This is a genomic window from Paenibacillus sp. OT2-17 (assembly GCF_009827695.1).
GTDB lineage: Bacteria > Bacillota > Bacilli > Paenibacillales > Paenibacillaceae > Paenibacillus > Paenibacillus polymyxa_B.
Genome location: NZ_WUDQ01000066.1, coordinates 1 through 15,274, shown reverse-complemented (window position 1 = coordinate 15,274; position 15,274 = coordinate 1). Strand labels below are relative to the sequence as shown.

Genomic DNA, 15,274 nt, shown 5'->3' with positions numbered 1-15,274 from the left:
ATCCAGACGATGTACATGCCGTACCGCCGCATGTATGCCATTCATCTCATAGTAGGATGCGACAGCATGATCCAACGTCAGCGGACCATCCTGCACAGCGCCGTCCGGATGTACTGCCATACCTGCTGGTTTATGCACTACCAGGCAAAAATCATCTTCATACAGTACCTTCAAATCATACCAACGAGGGGTGATGCCAAGGTTCATTACGGGAAAAAGGGCCAGCCGCAGCCGGTCCCCTGTAAGTTCAATCTCTTTTTCATGACGCAGTCTGCGCCACAGCTTTTCCGGTAATTCCAAACGATTCAGCAACCACTGATCTACAGCATCAGCGCTGTTTTTTTCCCCGTCTGCGACTTCCCGTCCTGGCGTGACTTCCAGCCACGGTCCTCTTCTTTTCCAGCCACCTTGCCAGCTCATAGACGTTTGAGCGCGCGATAGTTCGCCTCAATGGTGGCATCAATATCCTCTGCCGTATGCACGCCCGACACAAACATACCCTCAAATTGAGATGGTGCCACACTAACTCCCTCATTCACCATTTCAGTAAAGTAACGGCGGAAGTGGTCCTGATTACTCGTTTTAGCTGTGTCAAAATTGACAACCTTTTCTTCTGTAAAAAATGGACAAACCATAGAACCCACGCGATTGATCGTGACAGGGATACCCAGCTCGCTCGCATTACGTTCGAATCCGGCTTGAAGCCTTGCTGCCCGCTCTTCCAGACGATCGTATACTTCTGGCGTCAGCAATTTAAGTGTCGAATAACCTGCTGCCATAGCCAGCGGATTTCCGCTAAGCGTACCCGCTTGATATATTGGTCCCGATGGAGCAATCTGCTCCAGAATATCGCGACGTCCGCCGTAAGCACCTACAGGGAGTCCACCACCAATCACTTTACCCAGACAGGTAAGATCCGGCGTCACACCAAAGAGACCTTGAGCCGAATGAAGTCCAACCCGGAATCCAGTCATTACTTCATCAAAAATCAGCAGACTTCCGTACTGCTGGGTTACCTCACGCAAACCTTCCAAAAATCCAGGCTGTGGCGGTACAACGCCCATATTGCCTGCTACTGGCTCGACAATAATTGCGGCAATCTCTTCGCCAAATTTCTCAAAAGCTAGCTTCACCGAAGCCAAATCATTATAAGGGACGGTGATTGTATGGGTGGCCACGACTTCAGGTACACCCGGACTATCGGGCAAGCCTAAGGTCGCAACACCAGAGCCTGCTTTAATCAGCAAGCTGTCCGCATGACCGTGATATGATCCCTCAAATTTAAGAATTTTACTCCGGCTCGTAAATCCGCGTGCGAGTCGAATCGCACTCATAGTCGCCTCAGTTCCGGAGTTAACCATACGTACAATATCCATGGAAGGAACACGTTCACAAACGAGCTTGGCCATTTCAGTTTCTGCCAACGTTGGTGCGCCGAAGCTGGTTCCTTTTACAACAGCAGCCTGTAAAGCTTTAACCACTTCGGGATGTGCATGCCCCATAATAAGCGGTCCCCATGAACATACATAGTCTAAATAGGATTGACCATCAATATCATATACGCGCGATCCTTCGCCATGGTCGATATATACAGGTGTAATCCCAACAGATTTAAAAGCCCGTACCGGGCTGTTTACGCCACCCGGAATGTATTGTTTTGCCTCATCGAAGGCTACTTTGGAGTTCGTATCCTTGCGCACTGTTCGTTGTTCATCGATCAATCTGACCACTCCTATCTTCTGAAAATAGACTTATTGCTTCAACCATCTTGCCGCATCCTTGGCCGAATAGGTAATAATCATATCTGCACCCGCACGCTTCATGCTTGTCAAAATCTCTAGCACCATTGCTTTTTCATCAATCCAGCCTTGAAGAGCTGCTGCCTTGACCATGGCATATTCACCACTAACGTTGTAAGCCACCATAGGCAGATCAAATTGATCCTTAATCGTTCGCATCACGTCCAGGTAAGAAAGAGAAGGCTTCACCATCAGCATATCCGCACCCTCCAGCACATCAGATTCCGCTTCTCGCAATGCTTCACGTGCATTAGCAGGATCCATCTGATAGGATTTACGGTCACCAAACTGCGGTGCAGAATCAGCAGCTTCCCGGAAAGGACCATAAAAAGCAGACGCATATTTGACGGAATACGACATAATCGGAATATGTGAAAAGCCTTCTAGATCCAGCCCCTGCCGAATCGCCTGTACAAAACCGTCCATCATATTAGATGGCGCGATAATATCCGCACCAGCTCTGGCCTGAGAAACGGCTGTACGTACCAGCACCTCCAGAGATTCATCATTCAATACTTCACCGCATACCTCACCATCATGCTCATGCATGTGTACCATACCGCAGTGTCCATGGTCCGTAAACTCACACAAACAAGTATCAGCCACAACCAGCAGTTCGGGATAACGAGACTTGATCAAACGAGTTGCTTCCTGAACAATACCATCGTCCACAAAAGCCGAAGTCCCTACACTGTCTTTTGTTTCCGGTATGCCAAACAGGAGCACGGCGGGAATGCCAAGCTCACTAATCTCTTTCAGTTCTTCCTCCAGCCGATCCAGAGAAAAACGGTATACACCTGGCATAGAGCTAATTTCCTGTTTCACTCCAGTGCCAAATGTTACGTAAATCGGTTGGATAAAATCAGCGGGATTCAATACCGTCTCACGCACCATACTGCGGATTGCAGCTGACTGGCGCAAACGACGATGTCTAGTAAAAGGAACACTCATGAATACAAACCTCCATTTTTTATACATTCATTAGCAAAAACAAAAAATTATAATGTCATAAGAGTACTTGATCGTTTCCAGTCACATAACGATTGAATCAGACTTTCAATGGTTGCCTTCTCTGACATAAAACTCACAGTCAAACCGGCTTGGGTAGCTGTCTCACCGGTCAAAGGACCGATCACAGCAATCGTAACTCCCTCCAGCAGCGACAACGGATCATGGATCCCCATTTGTCTGAGCGCTTCCAGAAAAAAGGTGACGGTTGAGGAACTCGTAAACGTAATCGCGTGAATGGCACGTTCCTCAAGCAGCTTGAGGAGCTCGTCATCCTGTGTGTTGGCTGCCAGCACCGTTTGATACAAATCAGCCTCGGTCACATGAAGGCCCATCTCCCTCAGCTTTTCTGGCAGCCACGACCGAGCTAGATCACCCCTTGGGAGAAATACATTCTGCCCTGCCTGCAAATCCTGCTCAAACCCTTCGAGCAAGCCCTCTGCCTGAAAAGGACCTTCGATCTGTTCTGCTGCAATTCCGTGCGTCCGAAGCGCGGCTGCTGTAGCCGGTCCGACTGCGGCAATACGCGCTTTGAACAACGCGCGTACGTCTTTGCCCTGTTCCTTTAAGTGCGTGAAAAAGTATTCCACTCCATTAACGCTGGTAAAAAACACCCAATCATATTCAGGCAGTCGTGCAAATGCCTCTTTAATTTCCTGTTTGGTTGGCTCGTCCGAAGGGGCGACAGTCTGAATAACTGGAAATTCATAAGGCTCGCCACCAAGCTCTTCAATCCGGTGAACCAGACTGCTGGCCTGCGCACGCGCGCGAGTAACTAAAATCCGCTTGCCAAACAAAGGCATGTCCTCAGCCCATTTTAACTGTTCACGTTGATTGACCACTTCTCCGACAACGATGACGGCGGGAGGCTGAAAATTCGCGGCCTTCACCTTAGCTTCAATATCCGCCAGCGTACCCACCAGCGTATCCTGCTCGGCACGGGTCCCCCAACGGATCAAGGCAACAGGAGTATCTGACGGCTTGCCGTGTTTTATGAGCTGTTCACTGATATAGCCGATCTTTGCTACACCCATCATAAAGATCAGTGTGCCCGTTGCGTTCGTCACTTTATCCCAATGAATACTTTTGTCGAGTTTATCCGGACTTTCATGACCTGTAATGATAGAAAGCGATGAGGCCATATCTCGGTGTGTGACTGGAATGCCCGCATAGGCGGGCACACTGATCGCTGATGTGATGCCGGGTATAATTTCATAGGAAATACCGTGTTTACGCAATAGCCCGGCTTCCTCGCCGACTCGTCCAAATATAGTGGGGTCTCCCCCTTTAAGACGAACAACTGTTTTGCCCTCCAAGGCCAAATCCACCAGCAGCTGATTAATTTCCTCTTGCTTCATGGTGTGACGATCTGGCAACTTGCCGACATATATTTTTTGGGCACCTGGCTTCATCAGTCCCAAGAGGCGTGGGCTTGCCAGTCTGTCGTACACAATGACATCGCCCAATTGAATGCATTCCCAACCCTTGACCGTAATTAATCTTGCGTCTCCGGGTCCTGCACCTACCAAATATACTTTTCCTGCCATGCTATCATCCCCTCACCTGCGCCAGAATCTGTTCCGCTCCTTTGGCTATCAAACTGGCCGCCACCGCTTCTCCCAGCTTTTGCGGATCATTTCCCTGGAGCGTTTCCTTCAAAATAACCTCGCCATCTGGCGATCCTACCATGCCCGTGAGGCTGATTTCTTGACCAGCCCAGACCGCATGAGCCCCAATCGGCACTTGACATCCCCCATTTAACACGCCCAGAAAGGTTCGTTCTGCAGCAACGGTAGCTGAGGTATCCCGGTCGTTGTAAAGGCGCAGCAAGGCCAATAGCTCTTCGTCGCTCGCACGACATTCAATACCCAGCGCTCCCTGCCCAACCGCCGGCAAACAGTCTTCTTCCGGTATATAGGACGTAATTCGCTCTTTCCAGCCCATCCGATGCAAGCCTGCTGCCGCCAAAATGATAGCGTCAAAACCTTCCGTCTCCAGCTTTTTCAGACGGGAATCAATATTACCACGCACAGGCTCCAATTGTAGATCAGGTCGCATGGACTTGATTTGACTGGCTCTGCGCAGGCTGCTCGTGCCCACCTTTGCCCCTTGAGGCAAATCCTCCAGGCTCTTGGCGCCCAATGTGATCAGGCAATCACGTGGATCCTCACGGCGCGGCACAGCGCCGTTGACAAGCCCTTCCGGTAATTCGGAAGGCATATCCTTCATACTATGTACTGCCATATCAATCTCACCAGCCAGCATGGCCTGTTCAATTTCTTTGACAAAAAGCCCTTTGCCACCCACTTTGGACAAGGTTACATCCAATATTCGATCACCCTTGGTCAGGATTTTCTTCACGACAAATTGCAAATCCATTCCATGCTCCGCGCACAGCGCGTTCAAATCTTCAATGACATGCCCGGTCTGAGTTAACGCCAGCGCACTCTGTCTGCTGCCTACCACAATTGTTCGCATGTTATTCCTCCTGATTTTGCGCAATCCATAGGTCTATTTCTTTTTCGGTCCAAGCCATAAATTCATGACGGCGTATTTGATCCAAAATACCGCTACTCGCCAAGCGCCTCAGTAGTTTGGTCCTTTGCTGTGGGGAACTTATCTTACGTTTGATGATCTGTCGCATATCGTGCATGAAATCCAGATATGGCTCGTATTCGCTACCAAACAACGTATCCAAAGCTGATGTAATATCAGCGGTCACAGCAGGGCCAGCCCCTTCTGTGGAAATACTAATCGTCAATCTTCCTCGTCGAATGATACCCGGCGTTATAAAGTCTCCATCTTCCGATCGATCCGCCACATTTACCAGTATACCCCTTTGTCTGGCCTCATGCGCAACCTCATAATTCACTTCTCTCTGGTTCGTCGCCGCATATACAAGAAAGGCTCCCTGGAGGTCACCCTCGCGATATACGCGATTTACCCAGTGGAGCTGCTTGTGATCCGCCAGAACCTGTAAATCCGGCGTTATATTCGGGCTAATGACGGTAATGAATGCCCCACTTTCCATCATCCCCTTTACCTTTCGTTCCGCAATCCTACCGCCACCTACAACACAACAGATCCTATTCTTACAATTCAACGAAATCGGGACAAAATGCTGCAAAAGGCTTTTCACTCTCCCGTCCACTGATGAAATACAGACCAGGAATTCAGCAAAAAATTAAGAATCAATAGCGTGTAGCCCACCAATGCCCACTTTGCCATCACAAGCCCTGAACGCTGATTCAATCTTTTGCTCACTAAAAATACAATATACACGCACAAGGCAATCGCTGTCATCAGCACCTTGGTATCAAGCAAGAGACGCCAGCGTTCCTCAGCAATAATAGAAATAACGGCAACTACAATAGAGACTCCCAGCAAAGGAGTACCAATCAACAGCGCCATATGCGTATACCGATCCATCATTTCCAGACTCGGCAGGCGTCTGATCGTGTCATTCCATTTCTTTACTTTCAATTTACGATGCAAAAACAGATATAACCCCGAAAATACAGCCGCTACCGTCATTGCTACAAAACCAAGATTAGCCAGCGCAATATGAATCAGGAGCAGCCCATGCACTGTATGCCAATTTCCAAGCGGGTTGTCGAGAGGCTTCATCCATATATTGTTGAGCACTAGCACTGCAAAACTAATAATATTAAGCAGCAATACCGCAAATTCGGATCGCTGATAACGTGTCAGAATCAAAGAAATCAGTACCAAAATAACTGAGAACAGAAATAGAAAATCATAGGTCACGAAAATAGGAAGATGCCCTTCATTCCAGGTTCTTATCCCCATATAAGCAAGCTGGAGCACCAGAACGACAACAAGAAGCCCTGTACCTGTCCGTTTAGCATTCGCATTGCGACGAATCCCATCCGAGAATACAAACAGAAGGCTCAGGGCAAAAACATAAATCATTGAATCATATATAAGCATGCCTGAAGCCACGTCTGTTCACCCACCTTTACAGGCTGGCCGGCGCAAACGACGCTGGCAAAGCCTGAGCCTGAACGGTCTTTTCATGAACACCGGCTTCCGGTTTCATTAACGCAGATGCATCGCTTTTATCTACTTTCTGAGCGGCGTCATCCAAACGATCCTCCAGAGCAAAAATGTGGCTAAACATGTCTAGGGCCTCATTTCCCTGCTTTTGGACAGCCAGTTCCTTTACACGATTGATCGGATCATGCATCATCTGATTCAGCATACTCTTCGTCAAGCGGCTAATCACTTTGCGTTGCCGTTCATCCAGCTCGGGAAGCTTATTGAACAAGCTTTCCAACGTATCCTGATGTACAGACTCCGCTTTTTCCTGTAATGCACGAATCACTGGACGCACTCCCATCGTTTTCAACCATTGATAAAACTCGCTAAGCTCATCTTCGATCATATGCTCGATTTTTGTAGCTTCGGTACGGCGCATTTCCAAATTGCTCTCCACGATCCCTTCCAGATCATCAATATCGTACAGGAAAACATTCTGTAATTCACCAATAGCCGGGTCGAGATCACGCGGAACCGCAATATCAATCATAAACAAAGGACGGGACTGTCGACGTTTCATACTTGCTTCAACCCGAGTCCGATCCAGAATATAACCCTGGGCACCTGTCGAGCTAATAACAATATCTACATCCGCCAACCGATTCATGCCTTCCTCCATCGTAACCGGCGTTCCATGAAACTTGGAGGCAAGGTCTTCCGCACGGGACAAGGTTCGGTTTGCTACAATAACCTCGGCTGCTCCGCCGCTGTACAAATGCTTAACAGTAAGCTCGCTCATTTTACCAGCACCGAGAATCAGTACCTTTTTATCGGTAAACATCCCGAAAATCCGTTTGCCCAGCTCAACTGCTGCATAGCTGACAGATACGGCACTTTCTCCAATAGACGTCTCCGAATGGGCACGCTTGCCCAATGTGACGGCCTGCTTAAACAACATATTAAACCACGTTGCCGTAATTTTCTGGGATTGAGCCTGAAGAAAAGCGTTCTTTACCTGTCCCAAAATTTGTGTTTCTCCGATTACCATAGAATCAAGACCACAAGTCACACGGAACAAATGCCGAATCGCCTGCTCGTCCTCATATATATATAAATGTTGTGTAAATTGATCACGCGGAATGCCAAACCATTGCTCCATAAAACTGCGTATAAAATAACCGCACATGTGAAGGCGGTCCACCACAACATATATTTCAGTCCGATTGCAGGTTGCGACAACTACGCCTTCCAACACACTTTTGGTAAGTTTGAGTTGTTCCAGCGCTTTTGGCAAATCTTGTTCTGCAAATGTAAAACGCTCTCTGACTTCCACAGGCGCCGTACGATAATTCAACCCAACAACGACGATGTGCATTGCAAATTCACCTGCCTAAACTGTAATAAGAATAACCACTGTTATCATAAACTATGTTAATTATATCACAGAAGTCCGAATCTCCTCCGGCTGTTTTATGAATTGTTTATGAAAATTGGATGGCTTTCATGAACATCTAGCACGTTCTGTATGATTTGATTTAGTGTAAACCACTTTTAAAACAAATAACCATGGAAATGTTCCATGGTTATAATATAGGACGCACAAATGGCTCCATAAAGAACGATTTACACTAACTCGGCCAGCTTGCACTCCGGTGATTCCACCTGAAGTTCTCCCAATCCGCGAATCAGCTTCTTCGCATATGTTTTTTTCGGTTTTAGAACGGATACCAGGTAATCAATAGCCAGCTGCGGATCGACAGTCTCACCGCAAGTATAACAATCAATAGCGGCAAATCCTCTCTCAGGATACGTATGAATAGAGAGATGACTCTCCGACAACAGTACAAGCACGGTAGCTCCCTGTGGTTCGAATTGCTTGGATTGAACGGACATCACCGTTGCTCCACAAGCTTCAGCTGCTTCAACTAATTGAGCCTCCAAAAACTGCGCATCATTCAGCAATTCAAACTCAACACCCCAAGTATCTACGGCAACGTGTCTTCCGAAAGTTGAGTACTCCAATTCCATCTTTCGGTTCCCCCTTCCTAGGAATAAAATGTTTGAAAAAATTTCATCCGCTAGGACCTACGTCATTCACTTCCCGAGGGAATAACCTCTCGCAACATTCAATGTCCTGAGTGAATCCTGGTTCCTATATTCATTTTCAACGAGATTAAAAATAACATCTATGTACAGCAAATGCAATCATTTTTTTGGAATAAAAAAGCCCCTTTCGGTAAAGAAAGGGACTACACTGCATAACGATTCATTCCATATATTCATGCCTTATTAAGCTTCAAGTGCAAATAATTTCGAGCAACTCATTCGAAGCTTGTGGTCAATCTGTTCCAACTCCGAGAAAGTGCGCGCCAAATTCCGCTGGTCAAGCAACGAATTAATGAGATGATATACGTCTGATATTTCATTTTCGACGTTCTGATGCTGAAAAAGCTGTTGCAGTTCCTGTACCGTATTTTTATATTCAAATACCAGCTTAGAGCCTGCGGCATTCTTCTCCATAATTTTACGAACCGTACCTTCATTATAAAAATACACCATAGTGAATCCTTGATACATTCGGTAAACGATGCCTTCACCCTTAAAACGAACAAAAAGTTTGCGTATAAATAGGGTTAGTTGCGGATGAATTAAGCGGCAAGTCAATTCACACACTAATGCTCCCTCTTTGGCTTCAAAAAACAAATGAACTTCCTCACCCGCACTATGCTTCAGAACGATTTCATGTCTTCCGTTATTCAGAACTTTAATGTGATAATGCACCTGGGGATCATCCATTGCCCGCAAAAATTCGTCCATTTGAGTTTCTGACAAGGTCAAAGTGGTTTTAACATACTCTGTGGCTAACCGCTGAGCCATACCAATCTCCTCAATTCTTTCCTGAACCTTTAGTTTAAGCTCTATGCTTCATTATACATCAGACCTACAGCGCTTATCTTGCACATCAATCATAAATTTCCGCCATACATCGAAAAAAACAGAAAATAATGGGGTTGAGACTGCATTATCCTCCATATACTCACTTTTCTGCTTAAAGTCCACGAGTTCCTTTAGTTATTATATATTATTCCTACCATTTTAGTAAGTTTATTTTTCCGAAGCCCGAATCATGAAAAAAGGACGCCCTTAAGGACGTCCCTAGCCTTACAATTCCGTCTGCTCTTCGTCGTCATTCTCTATATAGCTGGAGATGACAGACCACAGCTCTTCCTTGCCCATACCTTCTTCGGATGAAAAGGGGATAAACAATCCCCCGGGAAGTATTCCGAGTTCCTGCTTGATTACTTTATAATGCTTTTCTCGTCGCGTTTTAGGGATTTTATCTGCCTTCGTGCCTACAACACATACGGGAAGCCCATTATGACGCAGCCAATCATACATCATGATATCATCCTTGGACGGCGGATGGCGTAAATCTACCATTTGAAGCACCAGTTTGAGTGGCTCACGCTCCAGCAAATAAGACTCAATCATCTGCCCCCAAGCCTTGCGGGACGTTTTGGATACTTTGGCGTAACCGTAACCGGGAAAATCGACAAAATAAAGATCATCATTAATCCGGTAATAATTGAGTTGCTGGGTTTTACCTGGCGTAGAACTGGTACGCGCCAAATTCTTACGGTTAATCAACCGATTAATCAGTGAAGACTTTCCTACATTGGAGCGCCCCGCCAGAGCAATCTCTGGCAAAGCGTCCACAGGAAACTGATCGGGGCCAACCGCACTTATTATAAATTCTGCTTTTGTTACTTTCATTATGTCCTTAATTCCTCTCTAATGTACCCTTGCCTGCTCAACCAAAGCATGCTTTAGCACCTGATCCATATGGGCAACGGGGACAAATTCAACATCCTGCCGGATACTGTCGGGAATATCCTTCAAATCCCGTTCATTATCTTTGGGAAGCAGAATTTTTTTGTAGCCTGCCCGGTGGGCAGCCAGCGACTTCTCTTTCAAACCACCAATTGGCAATACACGACCGCGCAGAGTAATTTCGCCCGTCATAGCCACATCTTTGGATACATGACGGTTGGTCAAAGCTGAAATTAATGCGGTAGCAATAGTAATTCCCGCAGATGGGCCATCCTTCGGAATCGCACCCTCAGGAATATGAATGTGGATATCATTTTTCTCATAAAAGTCCAGTTCAATGCCCAGATCAACTGCTTTCGAACGAGTGTAGCTGAATGCCGCCTGTGCAGATTCCTTCATAACGTCTCCCAGTTTACCCGTAAGAATCAGTTTACCGCTACCAGGTACGACCGTCACTTCAATCATCAGTGTTTCACCACCGACCTCTGTCCATGCCAAGCCTGTAACCGTACCGATCTGATCCTCCAGTTCTGCAACACCGTAACGGAATTTAGCGATACCCAGATAATCCTTCAGATTATCCGGTGTGATTTGAATCGGGCCTTCGCCACCAGATACAACTGACTTCGCCGCCTTGCGGCACAGAGAAGCCATTTGCTGCTCAAGATTCCGTACACCGGATTCACGGGTATATTCACGAATGACACGCAGTAGCGTATCCTCCCCGATAACCAGTTGTTCCTCGTTCAAGCCATGCTCTCTCTTCTGCTTGGGCAACAAATACCGATTGGCGATTTCCAGCTTCTCCAGTTCGGTGTAGCCAGGAATATATAATGTCTCCATGCGGTCCATTAGCGGACGCGGGATGTTGTGTGCAGCATTGGCTGTCGTTACAAACATCACATTGGACAGATCAAACGGTAGCTCGACAAAATGGTCACTGAACGTATTGTTTTGTTCAGGATCAAGCACTTCGAGCAATGCTGCCGATGGATCCCCTCGAAAATCGGAAGCCATTTTATCAATCTCATCCAGCAAAAATACCGGATTAGACGTTCCTGCGGTCTTCATCCCTTGAATGATGCGCCCCGGCATCGCGCCAACATAAGTCCGGCGGTGACCACGGATTTCCGCTTCATCCCGCACACCTCCGAGAGAGATGCGGACAAATTCCCGACCCATGGATTTGGCAATCGAACGAGCCAACGAGGTCTTGCCGACCCCTGGCGGACCTACAAGACACAGAATCGGTCCCTTAATGGTCTTCACCAGCTTACGTACAGCCAAATACTCCAATACACGCTCCTTGGGTTTATCCAGTCCGTAGTGGTCGTTATTGAGTACCTCTTCAGCTTTGACGATATCCAGATCATCATCGGTAAACTTGTTCCATGGCAAGCTTAACAACCAATCAACATAATTACGGATGACGCCACCCTCGGCAGAGCTTGCTGGCATTTTTTCCAGACGGTCGATTTCCTTTTCAACCTTCTCCTTCACCGGAACAGGCAACTCCAGTTCACTTAGCTGGTTGCGTAGTTCTTCAACTTCTCCTGCGCGACCTTCCTTCTCACCAAGTTCCTTCTGAATTGCCTTCATTTGTTCACGCAGATAATACTCCTTCTGCGTCTTTTCCATCTGCTTCTTCACACGCTGGTTGATTTTACGTTCCAGCTCCAGTACTTCACGCTCATTGTTCAAAATATCCAGAAGCTTCTCCAGACGCTGAGTAACGTCGATCGTCTCCAGTATATCCTGCTTTTCCTTAATTTTGAGCGTCAGGTGACTTGTGATCACGTCTGCAAGCCGTCCTGGCTCCTCAATATCGGATACCGCAGCGAGAGTCTCTGGTGTTACCTTTTTGGACAAGTTGATATAATGCTCGAACTGAGTTAATACAGTGCGCATAAGCGCATCCGTCTCAGGCTGTACGTTTTCTGCCTCGTGCAGCTCCTTCGCCATTACCTCGTAATATTCTTCATTGTCCGTATATTGAATAATCTCGGCGCGTTCCAGCCCTTCCACCAATACTCGAATGGTTCCATTAGGAAGCTTGAGCATCTGACGTACCTTGGCTACCGTGCCGACTCGAAAGATGTCCTCTTGTGTGGGTTCTTCAATATTTACTTCTGATTGAGAACACAGGAGAATCAAATTGTCTTCAACCATCGCTTTTTCCAAAGCCTTGACCGATTTTTCCCGGCCCACATCGAGATGCAGAACCATGCTCGGGTAGACCAGAAGCCCTCTTAAAGGCAGCAAAGGAAAACGACGACCTTTTGTCTTGGTGGGTCCCATCGCTTTCGCACCTCCAGTGATTCTCAGGTTCCGGATTTTACAATCCTCACGTTGCTATCTTTCATATTTTATCAAATGTTTTATGAAAAAACCAATGAAAGGGTGGTTTATCAGCAAGATCCTGTATCTGATATCGTCCCGTTATGCGTTCCATCAGCCTGTAACAAGGAAGATTGGGATGGGCGAAAAGTCTCAATTGGCGCATGTACAGGCAAATCCGACGTCATCTCTTCCCCAAACACATGTCGGAACACTTCAGTAACCGACTGTACGGGGATGACTTTTAGACCCTCAATGCTGTCAAAAAGAGCTTGCCAGTTATCCTGCGGAATGATCACTTTTTTGGCTCCCGCCTGAAAAGCGGCTTCAACTTTGGCTAATACACCACCAATCGGTTTGACACGACCATGGATGCTAACTTCGCCGGTCATAGCAATTTCATGATCCACCGGAATTCCCCGCATCGCGGAAGCAATAGCTGTTGCCATCGCAATTCCTGCGGACGGGCCATCTACCGGCGTACCCCCGGGGAAATTGATATGCAGGTCGTAATTCGACGGAGCCAATCCGAGCGTACGCAAAACGGTCAGAACATTTTCCACAGAACCTTTAGCCATGCTCTTACGGCGCAGTGTGCGGGACCCACCTCCGATTTCTTCCTCATCCACGACTCCTGTAATATTATAGTTTCCCTTTCCCTCAGGAACCGGAACCGCGGTAACTTCAATTTCCAGCAGCATTCCCATGTTCGGACCGTATACAGCTAAACCATTAACAAATCCGATTTGCGGCAAGCCCGGTATTTTTCGGTCAGGACGCGGCTGAATTTGACTGCTGCCCGCTACCCATTCCACGTCGGAAGCATTGAGACGTTCCCTTTTCTCGGTAAGTGCCAGACCAGCAGCAAGCTGGATCATATTGACCGCCTCCCGACCGTTCGTTGCGTAACGCTGTACAACTTCTACCGCCTCAGGACAAGGACCAAAGCCTAGCTTGTGGACAGCGTCCTCAGCAATACGGGCAATCTCCTGTGGCTGCAAGGCACGGAAATAAATTTCCATGCACCGGGAGCGAATCGCAGGTGGCAGTTCATGCGGCGAACGGGTAGTTGCACCTACCAAACGAAAATCCGCTGGCAAACCGTTTTGGAATATATCGTGGATATAAGCAGGAGTATGCGAATCTTCCGAGTTGTAATATGCACTTTCCAAAAATACCTTGCGATCCTCCAGCACTTTCAACAGTTTATTCATCTGCGTTGGATGCAGCTCACCAATCTCATCAATGAACAGCATACCCCCATGTGCCTTCGTTACAGCTCCAGGCTTAGGCTGCGGTATACCCGCCACCCCCATCGCTCCTGCCCCTTGATAGATTGGATCATGTACTGAACCTATCAGCGGGTCCGCAATACCGCGCTCGTCAAAGCGGGCCGTCGTAGCATCGATCTCCGTGAATTTGGCATCTCCCTTGAACGGGGAGGACAGATTCTTCTTAGCCTCTTCAAGCACTACGCGTGCAGCAGCCGTCTTCCCTACACCCGGCGGGCCATAAATAATGACATGCTGCGGATTCGCACTACATAACGCAGCCTTGAGCGCGCGCAATCCGTCCTTCTGACCCACGATATCCTGTAATGTGGCAGGACGTGTGCGTTCAGCCAATGGTTTAGTAAGTGAAATTGAACGCAATTTGCGTAGCTTATCTAATTCCTTCCGGGATTCTCGATCCACCGCACTACGGTTCGTTTTCTGGCTCCGCAGGAGGTTCCAGAAATACAGACCAATAACAATCCCGAAAAACATTTGCACCAATAACAAAATCATAGTCAAGTCCATCGTATTTCCTCCGTTTCTCATCTCAGCAATTTGAAAAATGCCGCTCTATGAAAAACAGTATTTCCTTTTCCGCGATAGCTAAACGGCGGTCTTTCAAAAGATCAGAGAGAAATACAAAAACACCGCGAAGAACAGTTCTGTAGCAGAGCTGCTCTCCACGGCGTATAAATGATGACAATAGATTATGACTATGCCTCTTTATAATAACTGCTTTTGCCTACACCTTCTCGGCGGTATGACGTTCTTCACGTCCAGGGATTTTCCCTGTTTCCTCATATGCCTTGACGATGATATCAATTTCTTTTTTCAATTCCTCGACCATATCAGCCTCAGGTACTTTGCGAATCATTTTTCCATAACGGAACAAAAGGCCTTCCCCGCGCGCTCCGGCAATTCCGATATCAGCTTCCTTCGCTTCACCCGGGCCATTCACTGCACAACCCAGTACTGATACTTTAATCGGTACCTTGAGTTTTGCAATGTAGTCTTCTACCTCGTTAG

General features: G+C 47.3%; 12 protein-coding genes and 2 pseudogenes. All 14 read right to left on the bottom strand.

Translation table 11 applies throughout. The annotated features are described in order from the left end of the window. Window positions 1–420, bottom strand: a pseudogene (locus GRP75_RS11295) (RluA family pseudouridine synthase); the annotation flags it as partial. Next, window positions 417–1,721, bottom strand: a complete 1,305-nt coding sequence (hemL, locus tag GRP75_RS11290) for a glutamate-1-semialdehyde 2,1-aminomutase (protein ID WP_160789356.1) — start codon at window positions 1,719–1,721, stop codon at window positions 417–419. The gene hemL and the pseudogene GRP75_RS11295, both read right to left, overlap by 4 nt. A 30-nt stretch (window positions 1,722–1,751) precedes the next feature. Further along, window positions 1,752–2,750, bottom strand: coding sequence for a porphobilinogen synthase (gene hemB, locus GRP75_RS11285; protein ID WP_028541574.1), 999 nt, complete (start codon window positions 2,748–2,750; stop codon window positions 1,752–1,754). Window positions 2,751–2,797: 47 nt separating this feature from the next. After that, on the bottom strand, window positions 2,798–4,354 hold the full coding sequence (gene cobA, locus GRP75_RS11280) for a uroporphyrinogen-III C-methyltransferase (RefSeq protein ID WP_023989963.1): 1,557 nt from the start codon (window positions 4,352–4,354) through the stop codon (window positions 2,798–2,800). Window positions 4,355–4,358: 4 nt separating this feature from the next. Next, window positions 4,359–5,285 (bottom strand): hydroxymethylbilane synthase, encoded by a 927-nt coding sequence (gene hemC / locus GRP75_RS11275; RefSeq protein WP_025722717.1) that lies wholly within the window; start codon window positions 5,283–5,285, stop codon window positions 4,359–4,361. Between the two features lies 1 nt (window position 5,286). Next, window positions 5,287–5,934 carry a precorrin-2 dehydrogenase/sirohydrochlorin ferrochelatase family protein gene (locus GRP75_RS11270; protein WP_053325972.1) on the bottom strand — a complete coding sequence of 216 codons (648 nt, stop codon included), beginning with the start codon at window positions 5,932–5,934 and terminating at the stop codon, window positions 5,287–5,289. A gap of 8 nt (window positions 5,935–5,942) precedes the next feature. After that, window positions 5,943–6,770 (bottom strand): cytochrome c biogenesis protein CcsA, encoded by an 828-nt coding sequence (ccsA, locus tag GRP75_RS11265; RefSeq protein ID WP_023989966.1) that lies wholly within the window; start codon window positions 6,768–6,770, stop codon window positions 5,943–5,945. 16 nt (window positions 6,771–6,786) lie between these two features. Then, window positions 6,787–8,181 (bottom strand): glutamyl-tRNA reductase, encoded by a 1,395-nt coding sequence (gene hemA, locus GRP75_RS11260; protein WP_013311616.1) that lies wholly within the window; start codon window positions 8,179–8,181, stop codon window positions 6,787–6,789. A gap of 248 nt (window positions 8,182–8,429) precedes the next feature. After that, window positions 8,430–8,828 carry an adenosylmethionine decarboxylase gene (speD, locus tag GRP75_RS11255; protein WP_025365654.1) on the bottom strand — a complete coding sequence of 133 codons (399 nt, stop codon included), beginning with the start codon at window positions 8,826–8,828 and terminating at the stop codon, window positions 8,430–8,432. A gap of 267 nt (window positions 8,829–9,095) precedes the next feature. After that, window positions 9,096–9,683, bottom strand: a complete 588-nt coding sequence (locus GRP75_RS11250; RefSeq protein ID WP_160789355.1) for a non-ribosomal peptide synthetase module — start codon at window positions 9,681–9,683, stop codon at window positions 9,096–9,098. Between the two features lie 285 nt (window positions 9,684–9,968). Next, window positions 9,969–10,580 (bottom strand): ribosome biogenesis GTP-binding protein YihA/YsxC, encoded by a 612-nt coding sequence (gene yihA / locus GRP75_RS11245; RefSeq protein ID WP_013311619.1) that lies wholly within the window; start codon window positions 10,578–10,580, stop codon window positions 9,969–9,971. 18 nt (window positions 10,581–10,598) lie between these two features. Further along, entirely contained in the window at window positions 10,599–12,935 is a 2,337-nt protein-coding gene (lon, locus tag GRP75_RS11240; protein ID WP_134903684.1) for an endopeptidase La, read from the bottom strand. A gap of 110 nt (window positions 12,936–13,045) precedes the next feature. Continuing rightward, window positions 13,046–14,773 carry an ATP-dependent protease LonB gene (gene lonB, locus GRP75_RS11235; protein ID WP_076160836.1) on the bottom strand — a complete coding sequence of 576 codons (1,728 nt, stop codon included), beginning with the start codon at window positions 14,771–14,773 and terminating at the stop codon, window positions 13,046–13,048. Window positions 14,774–14,990: 217 nt separating this feature from the next. After that, a pseudogene (locus GRP75_RS11230) lies at window positions 14,991–15,274 on the bottom strand (4-hydroxy-3-methylbut-2-en-1-yl diphosphate synthase); the annotation flags it as partial.